17 protein-coding genes and 3 pseudogenes are annotated in these 21,100 nt (G+C 61.5%); 12 read left to right on the top strand and 8 right to left on the bottom strand.

Annotated features, from left to right (window positions below; translation table 11 throughout):
• Positions 1-137, top strand: a pseudogene (gene clpX / locus SO139_RS40585) (ATP-dependent Clp protease ATP-binding subunit ClpX); the annotation flags it as partial.
• Between the two features lie 978 nt (positions 138-1,115).
• On the opposite strand, the gene SO139_RS40580 reads toward clpX, so the two are convergent.
• Positions 1,116-2,033 (bottom strand): NADP-dependent oxidoreductase, encoded by a 918-nt coding sequence (locus SO139_RS40580; RefSeq protein WP_498541791.1) that lies wholly within the window; start codon positions 2,031-2,033, stop codon positions 1,116-1,118.
• An 882-nt stretch (positions 2,034-2,915) separates the two neighbouring features.
• Here SO139_RS40580 and SO139_RS40575 point away from each other — a divergent pair.
• Positions 2,916-3,044: a hypothetical protein gene (locus SO139_RS40575; RefSeq protein ID WP_498541790.1), complete on the top strand. Its 129-nt coding sequence runs from the start codon at positions 2,916-2,918 to the stop codon at positions 3,042-3,044.
• 887 nt (positions 3,045-3,931) lie between these two features.
• Positions 3,932-4,786 carry an SDR family NAD(P)-dependent oxidoreductase gene (locus SO139_RS40570; protein ID WP_498541789.1) on the top strand — a complete coding sequence of 285 codons (855 nt, stop codon included), beginning with the start codon at positions 3,932-3,934 and terminating at the stop codon, positions 4,784-4,786.
• A 696-nt stretch (positions 4,787-5,482) separates the two neighbouring features.
• Here SO139_RS40570 and SO139_RS40565 read toward each other — a convergent pair.
• Positions 5,483-5,893, bottom strand: coding sequence for a hypothetical protein (locus SO139_RS40565; RefSeq protein ID WP_498541788.1), 411 nt, complete (start codon positions 5,891-5,893; stop codon positions 5,483-5,485).
• A gap of 207 nt (positions 5,894-6,100) precedes the next feature.
• Between SO139_RS40565 and trpC the strand changes: the two genes are divergently transcribed.
• Positions 6,101-6,946, top strand: a complete 846-nt coding sequence (trpC, locus tag SO139_RS40560; protein WP_498541787.1) for an indole-3-glycerol phosphate synthase TrpC — start codon at positions 6,101-6,103, stop codon at positions 6,944-6,946.
• Positions 6,947-7,592: 646 nt separating this feature from the next.
• A pseudogene (locus SO139_RS40555) lies at positions 7,593-7,748 on the top strand (efflux RND transporter permease subunit); the annotation flags it as partial.
• 61 nt (positions 7,749-7,809) lie between these two features.
• On the opposite strand, the gene SO139_RS40550 reads toward SO139_RS40555, so the two are convergent.
• Genes SO139_RS40550 through SO139_RS40540 form a run of 3 tightly spaced genes read right to left on the bottom strand, consistent with a single transcriptional unit; the run spans position 7,810 to position 10,244 of the window.
• Positions 7,810-8,616 carry an ABC transporter permease gene (locus tag SO139_RS40550; protein WP_498541786.1) on the bottom strand — a complete coding sequence of 269 codons (807 nt, stop codon included), beginning with the start codon at positions 8,614-8,616 and terminating at the stop codon, positions 7,810-7,812.
• Positions 8,613-9,206 (bottom strand): ABC transporter ATP-binding protein, encoded by a 594-nt coding sequence (locus SO139_RS40545; RefSeq protein WP_498541785.1) that lies wholly within the window; start codon positions 9,204-9,206, stop codon positions 8,613-8,615. The genes SO139_RS40550 and SO139_RS40545 overlap by 4 nt, the downstream gene beginning before the upstream one ends.
• A gap of 3 nt (positions 9,207-9,209) precedes the next feature.
• Entirely contained in the window at positions 9,210-10,244 is a 1,035-nt protein-coding gene (locus SO139_RS40540; RefSeq protein WP_498541792.1) for a Cj0069 family protein, read from the bottom strand.
• A gap of 283 nt (positions 10,245-10,527) precedes the next feature.
• On the opposite strand from SO139_RS40540, the gene SO139_RS40535 reads away from it, so the two are divergent.
• The 5 genes from SO139_RS40535 to SO139_RS40515 all read left to right on the top strand — a co-directional run bounded on the left by SO139_RS40535 (position 10,528) and on the right by SO139_RS40515 (position 17,176).
• Positions 10,528-10,890 (top strand): hypothetical protein, encoded by a 363-nt coding sequence (locus SO139_RS40535; protein WP_498541784.1) that lies wholly within the window; start codon positions 10,528-10,530, stop codon positions 10,888-10,890.
• A 103-nt stretch (positions 10,891-10,993) separates the two neighbouring features.
• Positions 10,994-11,401: a FixH family protein gene (locus SO139_RS40530; protein ID WP_498541783.1), complete on the top strand. Its 408-nt coding sequence runs from the start codon at positions 10,994-10,996 to the stop codon at positions 11,399-11,401.
• The gene (locus SO139_RS40525) at positions 11,398-12,813 is read left to right on the top strand and encodes an efflux RND transporter periplasmic adaptor subunit (RefSeq protein WP_498541782.1); all 1,416 of its coding nucleotides are present in this window, start codon (positions 11,398-11,400) and stop codon (positions 12,811-12,813) included. Before SO139_RS40530 ends, SO139_RS40525 begins: the two co-directional genes overlap by 4 nt.
• Positions 12,810-15,977: an efflux RND transporter permease subunit gene (locus SO139_RS40520; protein WP_498541781.1), complete on the top strand. Its 3,168-nt coding sequence runs from the start codon at positions 12,810-12,812 to the stop codon at positions 15,975-15,977. Before SO139_RS40525 ends, SO139_RS40520 begins: the two co-directional genes overlap by 4 nt.
• 392 nt (positions 15,978-16,369) lie before the next feature.
• A complete protein-coding gene (locus SO139_RS40515) occupies positions 16,370-17,176 on the top strand; it encodes a Crp/Fnr family transcriptional regulator (protein ID WP_498541780.1) in 807 nt (268 codons plus the stop codon).
• Here SO139_RS40515 and SO139_RS40510 read toward each other — a convergent pair.
• On the bottom strand, positions 17,157-17,456 hold the full coding sequence (locus tag SO139_RS40510; protein WP_498541779.1) for a DUF1330 domain-containing protein: 300 nt from the start codon (positions 17,454-17,456) through the stop codon (positions 17,157-17,159). The genes SO139_RS40515 and SO139_RS40510 overlap by 20 nt on opposite strands.
• A gap of 398 nt (positions 17,457-17,854) precedes the next feature.
• Between SO139_RS40510 and SO139_RS40505 the strand changes: the two genes are divergently transcribed.
• Positions 17,855-17,989: a hypothetical protein gene (locus SO139_RS40505; protein ID WP_498541778.1), complete on the top strand. Its 135-nt coding sequence runs from the start codon at positions 17,855-17,857 to the stop codon at positions 17,987-17,989.
• A gap of 294 nt (positions 17,990-18,283) precedes the next feature.
• Positions 18,284-18,601: a nuclear transport factor 2 family protein gene (locus SO139_RS40500; protein ID WP_498541777.1), complete on the top strand. Its 318-nt coding sequence runs from the start codon at positions 18,284-18,286 to the stop codon at positions 18,599-18,601.
• A gap of 354 nt (positions 18,602-18,955) precedes the next feature.
• Here SO139_RS40500 and SO139_RS40495 read toward each other — a convergent pair.
• Positions 18,956-19,713, bottom strand: a pseudogene (locus tag SO139_RS40495) (IS110 family RNA-guided transposase); the annotation flags it as partial.
• 62 nt (positions 19,714-19,775) lie between these two features.
• On the bottom strand, positions 19,776-20,573 hold the full coding sequence (locus SO139_RS40490; protein WP_498541776.1) for a methyltransferase domain-containing protein: 798 nt from the start codon (positions 20,571-20,573) through the stop codon (positions 19,776-19,778).
• Between the last annotated feature and the right edge of the window lie 527 nt (positions 20,574-21,100).

Genomic DNA, 21,100 nt, shown 5'->3' with positions numbered 1-21,100 from the left:
TGTTCGATCTGCCGGGCCTGGAAGGTGTGGAAGAGGTCGTGATCTCCCGCGAGGTCGTGGAAGGCACGGCGCGTCCGATCTACATCTACGCCGATCGCTCGGATCGCGCGGTAGAAAGCAGCGCCATGGCGTACTGACTCCACCGAAATAAACGACCGCTTGCCTTACAATCCGACCCCGCCACTAGTGTTTTATCCTGTCGTTACTGCCTGCGCGGGGCAGCGAAGTCGTCGTCAACCGTCGGATGCGTTGTCCCGTACTCGCGGACGGGATCAGCGGGGGAAAGACGCTGTCCTAGATCACTAGGACAAATCGAACAGCCACCCAAAGTTTAACTCCTAATTATATCGCAATAATCATCTCGTCATTAGATCGCCCGAGATGCCGGTGGGCAAGTCCATCGTCGGGTGTCACGCCGAACCATTCTATAAGCGCGTGGCCGTGGCCGTAGCCGCGGGCGTCGAGCAACTGGTAGTTAGCCCAAGCGCGCGAGGAAGCCCTGCAGTCGAACGACGGCGGAAAAGTCGTGCGCTCCGATGATGATTGTTACCCGCGGCGCCTTCCTCGATCAGGCCGACGAGGCGGAGATCAGCGCGCGCATAATCGTCTCGCCGATCTCGGCCGAGCCGATCATCAGCGCGCGCAGGTGCGCTGCGTCGAAAAGTTGCGCAGTGGCTCCTTGTTCCCGGCGCGGGCGCACGTGACCGTGGGAGGGCCTGCGAGCTGGTTGACCTCGCGGGTGAACTGGCCCGAGCCGAATGTGACGATCGGCGCCTTGCGGTCGAGTCTGTCGCGCCGGGTTATGTCGACCGAGCCCGACAACACGAGCCAGGAAGGGGCATCCCGCTGGCCATGGTCATACCGATCTCGCCAGGCGCGAACTGCAGCTCCGGCCCGCTAGCGAATTGCAGCGCCGTCTGGACCTGTGCCGCATCGAGCACCGGAAACATTTGATAACCGCAGTTGGTCTTGTGTGCTCATCGAGCGAATCCCTACACGCCGAGCACGATCGTGGGGATCAGCTCAGAACCAGTTGGACGGATGGGCAAGCCCGGCGGGCGCGCAGACGCGACAATCCATGTGGGACAGGAGAACCGCTCGCCTTCGCTGTTTCCTCACGGACGAACTCGGATGATCGTTTTCCCGCTGATCCGCTTGGTCGGATTGAAAGCGGCGACGGCATCATCGAGGGTCGCGATTTTACCGATGTTTGTACGTAGTCGCCCGTCTCGCACGCGCTCGACGATCTCACTCAGTTGGGCGCGATCGGGCACGAGAACAAAGTCGATCGCCAGACCGTCGGCGGGCCGAGCTTCGGTCGGCCCGGCGATGGTTACCAGCGTTCCTCCGGCCCGAACCAGGCTTGCGGACCGCTTTCCCATGTCGCCGCCGATGACATCAAAAACCAGATGGACTCCGCCAACGTCTTCGAGAACGTCGTTCTCGAGGTCGACGAACTCCTGAGCGCCGAAGTCGAGCGCCTTTTGATGGTCGGCAGCGCGTCCGGTGCCGATGACGTAGGCGCCGGCCTCTCGTGCGAGCTGCGTCACCATCGAACCGACTGCACCGGCCGCGCCGTGCACGAGCACGCTCTGCCCCGCCTGAAGGCGGCCGTGCACGAACAGTCCCTGCCACGCGGTTAGGCCCGGCATCGCCACGGCCGCACCCACCGTGAAGTCGACGTCGCCGGGAAGTGGCGCGAGGTTGCGTGCCTCCACGGCTACGTACTCCGCCAAGGTGCCGCCGCGATATGAGTCCGAGAGACCGAACACCCGCTGTCCCACCAACAGCCCGGTCGCGCCATAGCCAAGAGCGGTGACCACACCCGCCAGCTCCTGGCCAGGAATCGTCGGCGTCCGGTCACGGTCGAGACGATCGGTCCAGGTTGAAGGCCATGTCAGCTCACCCGAGGTGAATCCCGACGCATGAACCTGAACGACGACGTCGTTTATCGCCGCCTGCGGCTCGGGCCGCTCCACCACCTTCATGCCGGCCGTTCCCGCAGCCTGGTCCGTCACAACGATCGCCTTCATGATAAATTTCTCCTCGGTTCTCGCCTCGGATACGGCGACGCCCGTCACTCGAGCGGACATGGAACCTCTACCATGACCGTCATGTCGATCGCCGCGAGCGCTTTCTCCCTCAAATACATGTTGGTCTTCCTCAAGCTGGAAGCATGTTGATCGCTGTACCAAGAACAAAGCACAGTGATCCGATAAGGTAGAGCCAGTTCGCTAGATTGCTCATGCGACATCTCGTGGAGTGACCGGCTGGGGCTCCGCAGGCTTGTTCATTTCAGCATGCATCCTCGTTTGCTCCATGTCACACCAGTCGTAGCCACCACGAGCCTTAGTCACCAGCCGTAAGAGAAGCCGCGATAGTAGTAGGTCGGATAGCTCCAATACGAATTAAGGGGCGGATGGCCCCAATACGAAATATAGGCGGGATAGCCCCGGTACGCATTATATGTGCGACAACCCCGCCCCACCGATGGTGCACGTCCGTCGTCACGGCGGTACCGCCGCCTTGATCGACGTGCCATTGATCGGCGCAGCAGACGAGTTGGCCGCAGTGGCAACCGCGGTAGGAACAGCAATTGCGAGCGTAGGCTGCGGACTTGAATCCTCACGGTAGCTCGTGTCCGTTTAAAAGATGACTCTCCACCACCCGATGAGAATGACCTTGCAACGCTGGCGAGGGAAATCACCTCTCGCCATAGAGCTGATAGACGATCGTTATTGAAGCTGCGCCGCGTAATGCCGTAGCGAGGAATGCCACCAGCCGTGATTCCGTCGAATCTCCGGATTGGTCAAAGGCTTGCGTTTACCTCACGCGGGCAGACCACAACTACCCGAGCGGGCGAATGTGGCTGTAACGGAATTACGGCTTCCGGAGCACGCCGAATGAGGTGAGCGATGATCTACGATCTGATGTCCGGAACGATAGGCGGCAGGGGGCTGATCTCTGTCCTGGTTGCGATCGTGCTCGCGTTGGGAGCGGCCGCGCTGATCAAATACCTGTCCTTCTCGATCAGGAGAGATTAAACATGCATCGCCTTCCATTTTGCGGCGGTTGTAGCCGTTCTCGTCTCATTGCCGGTCTGCGCAAGGGTTAGTGTGCGATGCTCACGCCCTGAGATTTGAGCACCACTTCCAGATCACTTGCTAAAACGTGTTCGTCCTCGACGATGAGGTCGCGACAACCACTCAGCGTGTATTTGGCCCTCTTCACGGCGTGCCCGAGATAGATGGAAACGTAACGGCCCGCAGCGTGCCGGAGGTTCCCGGCCTAATGTCCACTTTTGAACATCCTGCCATGATGGCCAGGGGGCAGTGTACAGGGAACCCATCGCGCTCCGCTATGGCGCCGGACTTCCGGTGTGACTTAACGGTTGGGAGGGCGAAAAGCGCGCAGTGCTGTGCCAGTCGATCCGGCGATCATGACAACTCACGTGGGCCACAGCATTATCGAATGCAAGGTTTTGACCGGGACCTAATCCGCGGAGGCCATTATGCCAAGGGGTCATGAGTACCGCACTAACAGGCCCAACACATGGCTGCTCAGACCAATCTGCAAGATGCCTTCTTGCCAACGCGGAGCCGTCCACACATGGCCCTTCGCGTCATCTCGTTGCCTCCAGTAAGTATGTCGATTTCGGGGAGAGCAGACATCGAACGGCGGCCGCCCCCCCTGCAGAGTCGGTCGAACATGAGCCCGAGGGGTCATCGTCGGCGTGGAGCCAGCGCTCCCCAAAACCGACCCTGTCTATCGTTATGCAGTGGTTTCCAATGTGCTAGTGTGAAATTAGCGATCGGTTATTTCTAGGCTGGGCGCAGGGGCGCGGAACATGAAACGACGCGCGTTCATTGCGGCACTCGGCGCCGCAGTCTGGCCGCGCGAATTTGTTGAGTGAAAGCAAGGCGGAAAGCGCATGAGAGACTTGGCTGGACAGACCGCATTCGTGACAGGCGCTGCCTCGGGGATCGGACTTGGCATCGCGACCGCGCTGTCCCAGGCGGGTGTGAAGGTCATGCTCTGCGATATCGAGGAAGAGGCGCTGAAAAAAGCGGTCGCGGACCTGAAGACACGGGCCAACGTCGACGTCGATGGCGTGAAAGCTGACGTCTCGCTCAAAGGCGAACTTCAGGCGGCAGCTGACGCGACCATCGCGCGGTATGGCAGAATCCATATATTGGTCAACAATGCGGGCGTGGGCGGCGGCGGCACATATGGTGAGTGGACTGATGCAGGCTGGAACTGGGTCCTCGGCGTCAACTTGATGTCGGTGATCTGGGGCTTCGAGATTTTCGGCCCGCTGATCGAAGCGCACGGCGAAGGAGGTCAGGTTGTTTCTACAGCGTCCGTCGCCGGACTAATTGCGGGACCAAGTCTGGCGTACGATGTGAGCAAATATGGAGTGGTGGGGCTGTCCGAGGGGATGCGTAACGTGCTCGCGCCGAGGAAGATTGGGGTATCCGTTCTGTGTCCGGGCGTCATCCGCACGCAGATCATGAACTCTCGGCGAAACGTGCCGCAGCGATTTGCTGGGGCTGTCGGCAACCCTCCGCCGACAGAAGGACCCCGCGCCGAGTTCATCAAGGCATCGCAGGAACGGATCAACAACGGCATTGATCCGCTCTATGTAGGCGAACTGGTTCGCGAGGCCATCGAAAACGACTGGCCCTACATTTTCACCGATACCGAGCACGAACCGTTCATCGACAAGCGCTTCGCAGCGATCAAGCAGGGCTTCGACCGAATACGCGGACGAACGCCGCGACGCTAGCTCTCGCATCTGCTGACAGCCGCATGTGGCGGGAAAGACGCCGGGCATCGGGGGGCAGGGTGCCGACGAAGCGATTGATCACGCGGAATAGCGCGTGGATCGCGCCTAGCGATAGCAACTAAGCCGGTGCCACAGGCTTAACGTCACGCAGCTTGCGCATGTAGTAGCCTTGCTTCTGAACGGTTGACGCGATCTCGTCACTGACTTTGGGGACCTTCTTGTTTCTTTTGCGCCATCTAGCCGATGTGCCACTGAGCGGTATGGGAAATCCTTTCCTCACGACGAGCAGGACACGTTTGTCGCTGAGATAAACATCGAACATAAGCAATACTCCGAAAGCCCCAGATTACTTATTCGGAGCAGAGTGCAGGTGGCAAAAGGGCAACGCTCAAGCAAGTTCCATTCGTCGAGCCCTGGCCACGTTCTCCTGGTACTTGCCCGGTACGGATGATCCAGCTCACATCCGGAATGATCCGCGCTCTTCTGGAGGCTCATTTAGCCAAATCAAAGCGTCTCGCGGCTCTAGAAACAGGACTCGCTCTTCGTCGCAACAGGTAGCTCACCGTTGGAAAGATAAAGGGTGAAGCCCCTGCGAATGTCATGCAGTGACGCTCCTCTGGCCCGGCTCTCTGGGAGAGACCTAGTATCGATTAACGGAATAATTCGAGAGGGAAAAGCCGCACTTGGAGACTCGTCCTATTGTGAACGAACGAGATTCTTCTCCGCGTTCGCCTTTCGCTTGGTCTTGGCGGATATGGCAGGCCCGTGACTGACAATGGCGAAAGCCGGTACCGATTGCTGTTTCTTGTCGTGCAATTGGTTTTGATCGCCATAGCCACGGCGCCTTGTCGCCGCGCGCCGCATAGACCGAACAAGACGAGGTGCAATGCAGCCGTCCGTGTTGGGGAACCATGCCGCGACGAAGAGGATCTCCGCTGCAATCAGCCGTCGCTCCAGATCGGCGTGGCAGATGCACATCAAATTGGAGAGCATATCGCCTGATGGTCCGCGGCGTCGCTCATGTGTTACTTCGTTAAAAAAAGCGCTGCGATGTGGCTGGCAGCGTTCGGGGGGAATGCCCATCTGCGGCATGGCATTGTCGGGCACTACCTTCCGGGGATTGGCGGGTTTGTGAGCAACAAGGCGAATGGAGCGTCTGTGATGGCACCTTCGATGTCACGGCCCATCGGCTCCTACGATTAGCTACGATTACGGACTGCCTAAGATGTGAATTTGCGTCAATAACGCTTGATTTGTACTCGGCCTGCGAAGCGCCGATCTTTGAATACCGTACCGTCGACAACCTGGGTACTGATGTCAGACATCTTGAAGAAGATTGAAGCTTACAAGCGCGAGGAGATCGCCGCGGCCAAACGCGCGAATCCGCTTTCCGAAATCGAGGCACGCGCCAAGGCGACGCAGCCACCGCGCGGCTTTGTCAGGGCGATCCGTGAGAGTCATGCTGCCGGCGAACATGCGCTGATCGCCGAGATCAAGAAGGCCTCGCCGTCCAAGGGGCTCATCCGCGCCGATTTCGATCCGCCGGCGCTGGCAAAGGCCTACGAGGCCGGGGGCGCGACCTGCCTGTCGGTGCTAACTGATACTCCGTCGTTTCAGGGGCACGTCGATTTCATGGTCGCGGCGCGCGCGGCAGCTAATCTGCCGGTGCTGCGCAAGGACTTCATGTTTGACACCTATCAGGTGGTCGATGCGCGAGCGCATGGCGCCGACTGCATCCTGATCATCATGGCCGCGCTCGATGACACTGCAGCTAAAGAGATCGAGGACGCGGCGCTCGCACTCAACATGGACGTCTTGATCGAAATCCATGACCGCGCCGAACTCGATCGCGCGCTGAAACTCCGCTCGCCGATGATCGGCGTCAACAACCGCAATCTCCGCACTTTTGAAACCACTCTCGCCACCAGTGAGGCGCTGGCGCCGCTGATCCCAAAGGACCGGCTGATCGTCGGTGAAAGCGGCATTTTCACCCCAGACGATCTGGCTAGGCTAAAACGCCTGGGCATGTCGACCTTCTTGGTTGGCGAGAGTCTAATGCGTCAGGCCGATGTGGCGGCGGCGACGCGCTCGCTTCTCACGCGGGGCAGCGTTACTAGCGCGGCCGGTCGGCGTCCGGAGCAATCGACGGAAAACGCATGATACTCGTAACGAACTAGACTGCTCGCTTGCACCGGCTTTCATACGGGGGCAGGAAAAGGTTCACGGGCTTCTCCGGAGCCTTCCAATTGGACTATAAGGCGCTTTTCATGCGCGAGCGCCTCGATCGCGTGCTTGATGCGGAAGTTCTTTATCGAACGCGTATCTGCGCCCTGCAATGAACATTGATGCTGGTGCCGTGCGCGAAATCCCCCGACCACCGAAGAAGGGTGACGTGAAATGACGGTCGAGCGCCTGAACGGCGGCTGGCGTCTCACCGAGAAGGGACGCCCGGTGCTCGAGCTCATGGAGGCTCGACCTCCCGAAGCGGAGCCGGAAAGACAGACAGCTGGAGCGGAGCCGTCACCTACCGCGCCAGCGGCTCGTCTTCCGGCCTCAACCCGGCTCGGCTGGGATCAACGTCGTCAGCGCCGCCGGGCCGCCCGCGAGCGGGCCAGGGCGAAGGCTTCCTGATTCCTACCGGGCAGCTTCCGCCGAGCCCCCGCCCATCCCGGAAACACTCGGCAGTTTTGGAAGCTAAAACCAGCTCCTAGATCGCAATGCTGCCTCAGCGGACTAATTTACGCTGGGTCCAGCAGGGGACTAGCGCTGGTCATTCTACCGAATGGATCGGCTTCCCAGCGCATATTCGCTCGGCTTCGTGCCGATGGCGCTTGCCACAGGGACGGGTGCCGAGGTGCAGAAGCCACTTGCCACCGTCGTGATCGGAGGGCTGCTGACCGCGACGCTGTTGACGCTTGTGGTGTTGCCAGCGCTCTACTCGAGGTTCGCCAGACAGACCGTGATCAAGCGAGCCAATGTAGGAAACGGCATGCAACGGAGCGGCGGAATGATTGGTATCCCGGCTATTCTGACCGTTCTGCTGCAATTCGATCGAGGCGGAGCCGGTGTCGATGATCGGTCAGCAGGTGTGCGCCACCGAGGACGGCGGCCAGCGTCCCTAAACCAGTGCCGCCAGCGATCAGGAACATAATCAGCAATTGATACTTCACCGCATCAACCGGTTCGACGCCCGCAAGAATCTGGCCAGTCATCATTCCCGGCAGGGAAACGAGGCCGATCGCTGCCATGCTGTTCATGATCGGCATGAAGCCGCTTCTCAACGCGTCCCGTATGACTGGCAGCAAGGCTTGGTATCGGGTGCCGCCGAGTGCAAGACAGGCTTCCACAGCGGCTCGTTCGCGCACCAGGCTATTTGTCAGCACGTCCAAGCCCAGGCTTATCCCCGTCATCGTGTTGCCCAGGATCATGCCCAGCAACGGCAGAGAATAGCGCGGATGATACCAAGGATCCGGACGGAGCTGCGTCAGAAGCGCAAACATCGTGACGATACCGGCGGCAAGCAGCGTGCATCCGGCGCCCAAGCCGTAGCTCCAGATACCCGGCAGGCGCCGCTTCTGCCGCGCGACGATTTCCCGAGATGCGAAGAGAACCATGATGACGGCCGCAAGGACGGTCCAGAAGGGCGAGACCGCGGCAAACAGGAACGTCAGAACGTATCCAACGAGGACGAGTTGAACCACCATGCGCACGGTCGCGATGGCCAGTTGTTTCTCAAGCTTGAGACGGAGAACAAGCGAGAGAGCGCCATCCATGACGACAAGAAGCGCGGGTAGGGCCAGATCACCGTACGAAAGCTGGATGTAGGTCACGGCCGGTTTTCCTCGATGCCACCATCAGGGCCCATCGCGAATATCCTTGACCCGACGCGGCGGGCTTGAGCGTTGTCATGCGTGCTCCAGATGACGCTCGTTCCATTCGCAATGCGTTCGGCGATCAGGGATTCCACGGCCGCGACGGATGCCGAGTCGAGCGCCGAAGTTGGCTCGTCCAGCAGAAGCACCCGCGATCGCAGCATGAGCGCCCGCACAAGCCCCAAACGTTGTCGCTCGCCGGTCGAAAGCCTTTGGATCGGCCAAGGTCCGCAGTCGTCCGGAAGCCCCAGGCGCGTGACCAGCGGCAGGGCATTCCAGGTCGTGAAGTGCTCTTGAACGTTGTCGGACCACCAGCCGGGCTCGGCGGCGAGATAGGTCACTCGCTTTCGCCAGGCGGGGGCGGGCATCGCCTCTCTCAGCGTTCCGTCGAGCTTGACCTTCCCTTCATTGGGATCGAGGTCTGCGATGGAGCGAAGCTGCAGAGTCTTCCCGACCCCGGAAGGCCCTTGCAGGGCGACGCATTCGCCGTCCTGCAAGTCGAATGACACGGAGATGTGCAAGCGCTTGAGCCCGCTGACCGTCAGCATGCGTCACAGCTTAAGCTGCAGCCGATCGGCAACCCGCCTGGCGATCTCCGCCGGCGCCTCGTCCGGGTAGGGATGCACCGAGCTGACGTTGATCTCGCCGAGCACGTAGCTGTCGCTCCCATCGGCCTGGACGGGGCCGAGCATGAAGTCGGCGTCCCAGAGCGCGGGCAGGTCACCTCGCGCAATATCCAGCAGCGAAGTTAGTTGTGGTGTCCACTCGTTTTCCATCAACCGACGCAGCCGCTGGAAGCGCGGGTCGGCATTGGACGTGTAGAGCCGCGGCCCGGCCTCGGAACGAGCGGCCGGCGAGTCAACGAGAGCTTTGACTTTGTGATGGCCGAAGCCGGCGCAGCGATCGCCAGCCATATAGCAGCGCACGACGCCTTCGGTCAGGCGAGGCTGGAACGGTTGAGCGATCACGCTGCCATTTTCGAAATACTCCGCGCAGCGGCTGACAAAGTCTTCCAGCGTCACTTCCTCGGGCGCGTCCTTGGTCGCGTCCAGCACCCTCATCTTGGGGGAAGTTGGCAACCTCTCGACCTTCCAGACGCCTTGGCCTCCGTTACCCCGGTTGCGCTTGATAACGCGGGGACCTGTGGCGAACCGCGGCGGCAACTCAGCGCGCATCGCCTCGGCGGTTTGATATAGCGCTGTATCGCTTCCCCATCCCATCGAGCGGGTGCGGTAGAGTACCTCCTTGGTGCCCATCTTGAGAATGACATCGGGGCGCGCACTTACCCAGACGCCTCGGGCGGCGACGTAGCGCAGCAGGGCGTCGAGATTGGCGCGATTTCGGCCGTCCTGGATTGGATTGACCCAGACGAGCACGCCGTCGACCGCGAGCAATTGTTCGCGGACGGCGTCCGCGAAGCTCTCGTCGTAGATCGCGGGGCGACCCTCGATGCCGACGTCGGCAAGTGCGTCGAAGACGTCGACAAAGCGGCCGTTTTTCGAGGTCGCATCTCGACGCGCAACGACGTCCCCTCGCGAGAGGACGGCGACGGTACGTCGGGGAAAGGTGTGTCTTTCGGTGTCCATGCGCAAGCTCCACGTGTTGCGTGCTGCGCAGAGCTTGGACCGAAGTCTCAAGGGGGGTCTGCTCGTCCCCTCGGAGATACTTACGTGAGATCGTGCGGACGTTCAAGACGATGGCTAGAGTGCTTGTCATTGTTCCGCAATGTGCTTGCATCGCGGGTCCGCTGTCGCGCGCACTCTCGATCTCCTCGCGAGCTGGTCGAGGCAGCCATCCAATGAGTAGCGGTGGCGAAATCGTGATGAACTGGCAATTTGCGTGAATCCTCGCGCTGTGGGAAAAGGCTCCATGGGTCCGAGGAAGGTCTTCAACTGGCTGATTGCGCTGACCGTGGCGGCGGGGCTGCTCGCTGCGCCTTTGTCGGTGCCGGCGATGGCTGCGCTACAGAAGGTCGCGGCCGCTGGCGAGATGCAGGCGATGGCGGACGACATGCCGTGCTGCCCAGTTGAGCAGGACCAAAAGGCCAAGGACTGCGGATCCTGCCCGTTCATCGCACTCTGCATGCTGACGATCAGCATGCCGGGCCCCGATAGCGCCGGCGCGCTGCTTGAGCGCACTTTTTCGCGCAGCGGATTCGCTCTTCCCGACGATCTAATGATCGACGGGCTCGGCGAGCATCCGCCGGATCATCCACCTCGAACCATCGTCTGACCGGCGCCGCGGCGCCGGAATGTTGACGCGCGAACCGAGGGGACGCGCGCGTCGAGACATGCCGCTTCGGCGGTCCATCAGACGTTTCGAGGAACAGAACATCATGAAGACTACCACTGCTGCGCGCGCGTTCGCCGCTGCGCTGATCGGCCTCTCGATCATGGGGGCGCCGAAGCTCGCGTTCGCCGACATCAAGGATTACGAATTCCAATTGATCGAGCCGACGGTGCGGGCCGGAGCGGACAAGATCGTCACCGTCCGCCTTCTCAACAAGAAGACTGGCAAGCCGGTGCCGGATGCCGTCATCTTCGCATCTCGCCTGGATATGGCTCCGGACGGCATGCAAGAGATGGTCACGAAGGTGACGCCCATGCCGGGCGCCGAGCCGGGGACTTACCGGTTCAAGGCCACTTTCGGCATGGCAGGACGCTGGCAGCTCTCGCTCGGGGCCAAGGTCCAGGGTGAGACCGGCACGGTCGAAAGCAAACTCGTCGTCACGGCGCAGAAATGAACCGCGCCGTGATCGCGGGCGCAGCCGCTGCGATTCTCGCAGCGGCGGGCGTCGGCTTGCTCGCGGGTGCGATCCCGCGAGCGATGCCTTTCGAACCCGTTGTCTCGTCGGTAGCTGCCGCCGATAGCGCGACCATCTATTATCGGGATCCGGACGGGAAGCCATCGTACTCGTTGACGCCGAAGAAGACGCCCGACGGCCGCGATTACCGAGCCGTTCCTGCGAGGGCCGACGTCAGCTTCGACGAGCCGGAGGAAGCGCCGGCGGAGACCGAGGCCGCCGGCGCCGAGCGCAAGATCAAATACTACCGGAATCCGATGGGCCTGCCGGACATCTCGCCGGTGCCGAAGAAGGACTCCATGGGAATGGACTACATCCCAGTCTATGAAGGAGAGGACAGCGATGACGGGTCGGTGAAGCTGTCGACTGGGAAAATACAGCGTACAGGCGCGAAATCCGAGGCGGTCGTCAAACGACCCGTCACGTCCTTGATCCGTGCTCCCGGTACCATTCGCGAGGACGAGAGACGCGTCTCCGTCGTCGCGCTGCGCTTCGAGGGCTTCGTCGAGAGCGTCGCCAACGTCACGACCGGCGATCACGTCCACAAGGGGCAGCCGCTTCTGAACGTGTACAGCCCAGCGCTTTCCAGCGCCGCCGCCGAATATCTTTCGGCCTTCAACGCCGGCGCGACCGGAAAGGACCTGAAAGGCGCGCGCCGGCGACTGGAGAATCTTGCTGCTCCGGAAGCTGCCATCAAGGAACTCGAACGCACCCGGGAAATCTCGCTCTCGATCCCCTGGCTCGCGCCGCAGGACGGCGAGATCCTCGAGCGCAACGTCGTCCCCGGCATGCGGGCGGGGCCCGGCGACGTGCTGTTCAGGATCGCCGACCACCGCCTGATCTGGGTCCTCATCGACGTTGCGGAGCGCGATCTTCCGCAGGTCGCGCTCGGGGCAAAGGTGACCATCAGGCCGCGCGCTCTCGTCGGCCAGGCCTTCGACGGCACGGTGGCCCTGATCTATCCGCATCTCAACGCTGCCACGCGCACCGCGCGGGTTCGGGTGGAGGTGCCAAATCCGGACGAACTGCTACGGCCGGAGATGTACATCGATGCCGAAATCGAGACTGGCACCCCGGGACCGGTGCTGGCGGTTCCCGAGAGCGCAGTGCTCGACAGCGGCACCCGCCAAGCCGTCCTGATCGACAAGGGCGAGGGCCGCTTCGAGCCGCGCGAAGTGAAGCTCGGCCGGCACGGCGGCGATTTCGTCGAGGTGACCCAAGGCGTGTCCGAAGGTGAAATGGTCGTGACTTCGGCGAACTTCCTGATCGACGCGGAGAGCAATCTTAAGGCGGCGTTGAAGGGGTTCGCGGAGGCCGGCACGCAACCCGCCGAGCCAGGGGCGCGCCCATGATCGCCCGCCTTATCGCCTGGTCGGCGCGCAATCTCCTGCTGGTGCTGTTCGGCACGGGCTTCGCCGCCGCCGCCGGAATCTACGCGCTCGTCCACCTCCCGCTCGATGCGATCCCGGATCTCTCCGATACCCAGGTCATCGTCTACACGGAATACCCGGGCCAGGCGCCCCAGGTCGTCGAGGACCAGGTGACCTATCCCCTCGCGACGACCATGCTGACCGTGCCGAAGTCGAAGGTGGTGCGCGGCTTCTCGTTCTTCGGGGTTTCGTTCGTCTACGTGATCTTCGAGGACGGCACCGACATCTATTGGGCGCGCTCGCGCGTGCTCGAATTCCTGAACGCCGCGGCGTCGCGGCTGCCGGCTGGAGTAGCGCCAACGATAGGTCCGGACGCAACCGGCGTGGGCTGGGTCTACCAATATGCGATGGTGTCGAAGGAACTGAACCTCGCCGACACCCGGACGATCCAGGACTGGAATCTGAAATTCGCCCTGGCGAAGGCCGAAGGCGTCGCCGAGGTCGCCAGCGTCGGCGGCTTCGTCAAGCAGTACAACGTGATCCTCGACCCGCAGCGGATGCGCGATCTCGGCATCACCATGCAGAAGATGCGGGAGGCGATCCGGGCTAGCAATGCCGACGTCGGCGGGCGGACGGTCGAGCTCTCCGAATTCGAGTACGTCATCCGCGGCAAGGGCTATCTCAAGAGCATCAACGATCTCGGCAACATCGTTCTCAAGAACGACGGCGGGACACCCGTCCTGCTGCGGGACGTGGCCCGCGTCGAGCTCGGCCCGGATGAACGCCGGGGCATCACGGAGCTCAACGGCGAAGGTGAAGTCGCGAGCGGCATCGTGCTGCAACGCTTCGGCGTGAACGCGCTCGACGTGATCGAGAACGTCAAGAAGCGCTTCAAGGAGATCGCGACCAGCCTGCCGAAGTCGGTCGAGATCGTCCCCGTCTACGACCGCTCGAACCTGATCTATGCGGCCATCGACACGCTGCGGCACACGCTGGTCGAGGAGAGCATCGTCGTCGCACTCGTCTGCGTCGTATTCCTGCTGCACGTCCGGAGTGCGATGGTCGCTATCCTGATGCTGCCGGTCGGCGTGCTGATGGCGTTTGGCGCGATGAAGTTGCTTGGCATCGGCTCCAACATCATGAGCCTCGGCGGCATCGCCATCGCGATCGGCGCCATGGTGGATGCCGCCATCGTCATGATCGAGAACGCCCACAAGCATCTCGAACGCGCCGAACCCGGCAAGTCGCGCACCGCCATCCTGATCGAAGCCGCCTCAGAGGTCGGGCCGGCGCTGTTCTTCAGCCTGCTGATCATCACCGTGTCGTTCATGCCGATCTTCACGCTTGAATCCCAGGAAGGCCGGCTGTTCAGTCCGCTCGCCTACACCAAGACCTTCGCGATGGCGGCGGCGGCGCTGTTGTCGGTCACTCTAGTGCCGGCGCTGATGGTGATCTTCGTCCGGGGCAGGATCGTTCCGGAGTACCGCAACCCGATCAACCGCTTCCTGATCTGGATCTACCGGCCGGTGATCGCAGGCGTGCTGCGCGCCAAGACGCTCGTCATCCTGCTGGCGCTCGTCGTGCTCGGCGTCACGATTTGGCCGGCCCGCCAGCTCGGCACCGAGTTCATGCCGAACCTCAACGAGGGCACGTTGCTGTACATGCCGACCACCTTGCCGGGGATATCGGTGACGAAGGCCGCCGAACTGATGCAGACCCAGGACCGCATCATCCGCTCGTTCCCCGAAGTGGCGTCGGTCTACGGCAAGGCCGGGCGCGCCTCGACGGCGACCGACCCGGCACCGACTGAGATGTTCGAGACCGTCGTCAATCTGAAGCCGAAGGAGCAGTGGCGGGCCGGCCTCACGATCGATGGCCTCGTCGCGGAAATGGATAAGGCGCTGCAATTTCCCGGTGTGTCGAACGCCTGGACCATGCCGATCAAGGCCCGCATCGACATGCTCTCGACCGGCATCAGAACGCCGGTTGGCGTCAAGGTCATCGGAACCGATCTCGTCGAGATCGACAAACTGGCCAAGCGGATCGAGCAGGTCCTCAAGGCCGTGCCCGGCACGTCGTCCGCCTATGCCGAGCGGGGTCTCGGCGGCTACTTCCTCGAAATCGCGCCCGACCGGGTCGCGCTCGCGCGCTACGGCATCATGGTCCAGGACGTGCAGGACACGATCGCAGCCGCCCTCGGCGGCCAGAGCGTGACCACCACCGTGGAGGGGCGACAGCGGTTCACCGTGAACATGCGGTACCCGCGAGACCTTCGCGACAATCCGAAGAAGATCGCCAGCGACATCCTGGTGCCGATGCCGGGCGGCGGAGCCGTACCACTGGGCGAAGTGGCAAAGGTCGAGCCCGCACGGGGTCCGAACACGATCCGGACCGAGAACGGCCAATTGGCGACGTACATCTACGTCGACATCCGTGATCGCGACCTCGGCGGCTACGTCGCCGATGCGCAGCGGGCTGTGCAAGCCAGCGTCCAGTTTCCACCCGGCTACTACGTCGTCTGGAGCGGCCAGTACGAATACCTCGAACGGGCCATGGCGCGGCTGAAGATCGTCGTGCCGGCGACACTGCTGATCATCTTCCTGCTGCTCTACCTCAATTTCAGGTCGATCACCGAGACGATGATCGTCATGCTGTCATTGCCATTTGCACTGGTCGGCGGGCTTTGGCTGATGTGGTGGCTCGGGTTCAATCTTTCCGTCGCCGTTGCCGTCGGCTTCATCGCGCTCGCCGGCGTCGCCGCCGAAACCGGCGTCGTGATGCTGATCTACCTCAACCAGGCGCTTGTGGAGATCAGGGAACGCCGCGCCGCCGAAAGACGGACGCTTATCCGTGCCGATCTCCGCGAAGCGATCATGGAGGGCGCCGTCGAGCGCGTCCGGCCGAAGATGATGACCGTGGTGGCGATCATGGCGGGACTGCTGCCGATCATGTGGAGCACCGGTACCGGCTCCGAGATCATGCAACGTATCGCCGTTCCGATGATCGGCGGCATGGTCTCGTCGACCCTGCTCACGTTGATCGTGATTCCGGCAATCTTCGGATTGGTCAAAGGCTCCCGTTTACCTCACGCGGGCAAGCCACAACTACCCGCGCGGGCGAATGCGCCTGTGGAGCACGCCGAATGAGGTGAGCGATGATGCACGACATGATGTCTGGAATGATGGGCGGCAAGGGACTGCTCTCTCTCTCTCTCCTGGCTGTCATCGTGCTCGCGCTGGGAGCGGTCGCGGTGCACGGCCTTTGAATCGATCTTCCGTGAAGTCAGTTTCCAATATTTCACGGGGTGTGAAGAGACTACTTCGCCGCGCCCCTAAGTCTGTACCTCTTGCCCGTAATTCGACCTAGCTTGGCACGGGATATGCCACGTACCGGGATTAGGAACTTATCCCATGCCGTACGGTGTTACCCATACGCATTTTGCAATTGCTTCTCCTAATGATGCTGCCAAAGACACAAAATCCACCTCAAAAGAGACTTGCACCGCGGCCGCGCGTCGCTTTAGGTCGAAATGACATTCATGGATGCTGCCATAAATAACTCGACCAGCCTCGGGAATCGGCTTCTGGCGGCGTTGCCGCCGGCAGATTTGGACTTGCTCGCGCCGCACTTCCAAAGAGTCTCGTTCCAACCCGACGCCGTCTTGGTGCGGTCGGGCGATCAGCTCGACCAGGTTTATTTTCCCCATAGCGGCGCGATCGCCTTCATGCTCGATATGCCCGACGGGCAAACCGTCGCAACCACGTTGATGGGACGGGAAGGCGCTTTGGCTTCGCTCTCCGTGCTGGGCCCGTCGCTTTCATCCGTGACCGCGATTGCTCGCGTGGCCGGCACGGCTTCGCTGATTTCCGTCGCGAAATTCCGGGCTGCCTATGCGCAGAGCGAAGCCATCAGGACTGTCGTGCAGGTCCACGCCCGCGCGCTGTTGTTGCAGCTCCAGCACGTGGCCGCCTGCAATGCGCTGCATCGGGTGGATCGCCGCATGGCGCGTTGGCTCCTACAGCTCCACGACCGCGTTCCCGACGACGTGCTTCCGCTGACGCAGGAGGCGCTTGCCCAATTGCTGGGGGTGCGGCGAACGACGGTGACGCTGACGATGAGCAAGCTTCGCGCGGCGGGCGCCATCCCGTCCGACCGGCGCGGCTTTGTAGAGATCGACCGGGCGCGGCTCGAGCGCGTCGCATGCGGCTGTTATGCACCAATGCAGCGCAAGATCGACCGGATGTATTGCCAGGAATTGTCGGCGCCGCAACCGGCCCTTGCGCCGTTCCGCGAAAGCTCCATTGTCGCCTTCGACGCCCCGCGTGCTAGACCCCCTCAAGCGTGATCAACATATCCAGATCGCTGGTGCTTTCTTTCCGCAACTTAATGAGCGGCTGATACTCAGGTGAGTTGTACCAATCGTAGAGTGATTGCCGATCCGGAAATTCAATGATCACGACGCGTTCGGGCTCCCAATGACCACCTTCGGGAAATCGGTGCTCATCGCCCTTAGTCAGATATCGCCCACCATATTTTTCGATCGTCGGTCCAACCTTGACCCGGTACTCCTCAAACACAGCGGGCTCGGTGACGATGTGCTCAGCGATTAGGTAGGCCTTTGGCATAGCCGTTCTCTCGCTTGGTCTTCCGGCCTGACGCCTATCACGGTCGGCCGATCGGCGCTGCGAAGGGGCGCGGGGCTTTCGACGATTATCGGTTCTCTCCAGGCCGCAGTCGAGGTAGGCGGCTAAAGTGATCGCCTGCCGCTCCCCAACGAAGCACCGAGGGCGCCGAACTGCAGCGCAGGCCGCAGAGTCGGCTGTGGTGCGGATCCACCAAGCTTACTGTTGCGCAAACACCGAACGTGCGGGCTATGGTCTTCTTACTAGTATAGGCGCTGCGCTTGATCCAGATCAACGAAATCAAGTGACATGATTGCCCATTGGGGCGGTACTAGCCCGCGACCCACTTTTTTAGCGTACTCCGATCAGCCATAACCATGGGCCGCAGCTCGGAGAATACCATGGACACATACGAACTCATCTTTGTTGCCGCCATCATCACGCTCGCGCTCGTCGCCGTTGCCGGGACCTACGTCAAGCGCAAGTTCAATCGACCGTCTGCACTCGGCGGCGTTGCCCGGAAGCGCGACGATTGAAACCCTATGAGCGTAGCTGGCGTTGCGACCACTGACGGGCGGTTGTCGGCCCGCATTGCGCCGCAGGCGCCACGTTCTGCACTGAAGGGCATAGCGGACCTGTGAAGCCGTTCTCGGGCTTGCTATCAGCTTTTGCATCCGCTTGGATGGGCCGGTGAGTTTGCCTACAGGAGCGCAACGCGATGAGGGCGAACACGACAAGACGCGATTTTGTGTCATCTATCTCGGGCGCGGCAATCGGCTTGGCGGCGGGAGCGACAATGGCAATGGCGCAACTGGTCGCCCGATCCACGGATGCCCGATTGTTCAACGCCATCGTCGAACGAGGCTCAATCAGGGAGACCTGTCCATTTGCTGATGAAGTTTGTGCTGCCAAACTGTCTGAGCACGAAGACTTGGCCAAGCCATGTTCCCGGTCCAGAGCTTTTGAAAGATCAGATCCAAACAGCTCGCGGCGACATACAAGGGCTCACGCTTACGGTTGAAGACCTCGTCGAGAGCGGCAACAATGTCTGGGCCCGAAGCACAGCGACCGGAACATACCGGCTCTCAGGCAAACCGATCAGCATAACCGTCATCGCCATATGCCGAGATTTGAGAACGGAAAGCTAGTTAAGCATTGGAGAGTGCCGGATCGCTTTGCGATGCTTCATCAGGTCGGAGCTTTGCCACCGTTGCCCGAACCATAGTTGCTTCGAGCTTCCGGTGTGGCCCCAAAGCGGCGGTCCAAGGGCCGTCCGCTCTCGCGCCGCAGTTGGCTGCGAAGACGTGAGCACCCTCACTGCGGCCAATCCTTGCAGAGCGTGATGCCGATCATGATCAGCGAGCCGATTGCGACCACCACCGGGCAGATAAACGGCCTCTTTCCGTAGGCCGACAATGACCGCCCGGACGCGGAGAGTTCTCTTCACATGCGCGAAGCGCCAGCCTGCCACATCCATCGGACATCTCCGTTTGGCCCCCCAGCTGGCCTTTCAAGAATACGTCTCCAGTGCCGATCGCGGCCACCATTGCACTGGAGATAAGCGGGCCAATGCCGGGCACCGCCATCAGTCGCTCGCAGGCCTTATCTTGACGGGCCAGCGTTTCGATCTCGCTAGACAGCCCCTCGATACGCGCATCCAGCCGGCGCCAGTCGCCCGCCAGATCCTCAATAATGCGTAACATGCGAGGCGAGAGCACATCGGTACGCGTCGCGAGGATATCCGGCAACTCGGACCGCAGGGAATGCGGGCCTTGCCGTACGGCGATGCCCCGCTCCAGAAGGAACGCACGGATCTGATTGATGACGCCGGTACGCTGACCGACCAATCGATCGCGGACGCGGTGCAGCGCCTGAAGGTCGAGCCGGTCGGCTGTCTTGGTCGCGACGAATTTCATGGTCGGGCGTTGGACAGCCTCGGCGATGGCTTCCGCATCTCGGAAGTCATTCTTCTGCCCCTTCGAGTAGGGGCGCGCGTATTTCGCCGGCATCAAGCGAGCGTCGTGGCAAAGCATTTGGAGCCTGCTACTGAGGTGATGCGCGCCAACGCAAGCCTCCATACCGATCAAGCACGGCGGCAAGTTGGCGAGCCGTGTTTCCACCTGGCTGCCTGACCACTTCTGACGCAGCACGATGGCACCGCGTGACCCACGAGGTGGAACGAGTTCTTGCCGATATCGATGCCGATCACGGCGACGCTGTGTTGAGGTTCTGAGACATGGCGTGCTCCACCCCTTGCCAGCTTCTCGCACTGGCGGGGCTGGAGACGGCCGGACCATCCCATTCTAACAGAAGCCCAGGCAGCTAGAGCTTCCTTAAGCTGACTACATGCGCGAATACATCGAAGGCCAGGCCACCCGCCGGCGTAGCATAGCGCGCGAGAACGTTCTCCGCTTCTGACAGGACGCGGTTGATCGTTGGCTCGGGCAGAATAACGCCCATCACGGGCAACCAGCCTTTAATCTCCGCCTCTACGAACTCATGTGTGGACGGAAACCGTGCTGTGCCCCGATGGGTCGTGACATTGATAGATCCGGTTTCTGCGCCGCCAAAGAGCGCGGCGAGCACTTGTCGGTCCCCGAGCACGAAGGGCGCCCGCAGCGCGTCGCCAGCGGCGTTGCCAGCGATGCGGTCGAGCAGGGCCACAAGAGCAGCGAATGCGGGGGCATTCTCTAGGGTGTCCCAAACCGCGACCGCGCAGCGTCCGCCAGGAGCCATCACGCGCATCATTTCGCGAACCGCCATGTTGCGGTCGGCAAAAAACATGAGCCCGAACTGACAGACGACGGAGTCGAAGGAGCGATTCGGGAACGGCAGCGCCTCGGCCGTGCCGTTCTGCCAGTCGATTGCGGGCGAAATACCGTGTGCCACTGCCAGCATTCCAGCATGTGGGTCAATGCCGACGACATGGCCGGTCTGTCCTGCACGCGCTGCCGCCTCACGGGCCAGGACGCCGGTGCCGCACGCGACATCTAAGACTCGATCTCCAGACTTAATTTGCGCGGCATCCGCTACGACTGCAGCCCATTGCCGGAAAAGAGCCGGAACGAAGAGCGCCTCATAGGCGCTTGCAGTCTCGATCAAAGCTTGTGGGACCGTCATGTTTCGTGTCTCGCTCGCCGAATTGCTTTCCACAGGGCACCGAGCATCTCATCTTTGTCGTGCGTAGGGCAGCGACCGTTTTTATTTGACGCCGGTGGCGATATCTCGGCCGCTAAATCGTTCGCTAGAGCTAACGTCGTTCGATGTCGAACGCGCAATCCTCGAGGAGAAACGCAAGTTCCATTCCTTCTCGGGAGTCACCCGGTGCGAAAACCTTGAGCACGAAAAATAGGCCGCCGGTAAAGGAAAATGTAGTCAACTCTCAAACGCAAGGGCGCGCCATCATGACGCAACCAATCCGCCCAAGGCAGACGACGGATTGGAAATGCCACGGAACGGCCATCCCCGCGAATGCTGGTGCATGCCACCCGACAGCATGCCGTAAATCCAACATTTCCCTACTTGGCGAATAGTTCGTTCCGATCCCGCAGGTGGGAGCACGTCCGCAATTGGCCGATTCCGTTGAAAAAGGCCGCGGTTGCGACTCAGAGATACCAGTGATTCAGTCTGTCTAGTTGGCAGGACTG

The sequence above is a fragment of the Bradyrhizobium sp. UFLA05-89 genome (assembly GCF_059803475.1).
Note: the sequence above shows the minus strand (reverse complement) of the source record. Positions and strands in the feature narration are given on the sequence as shown.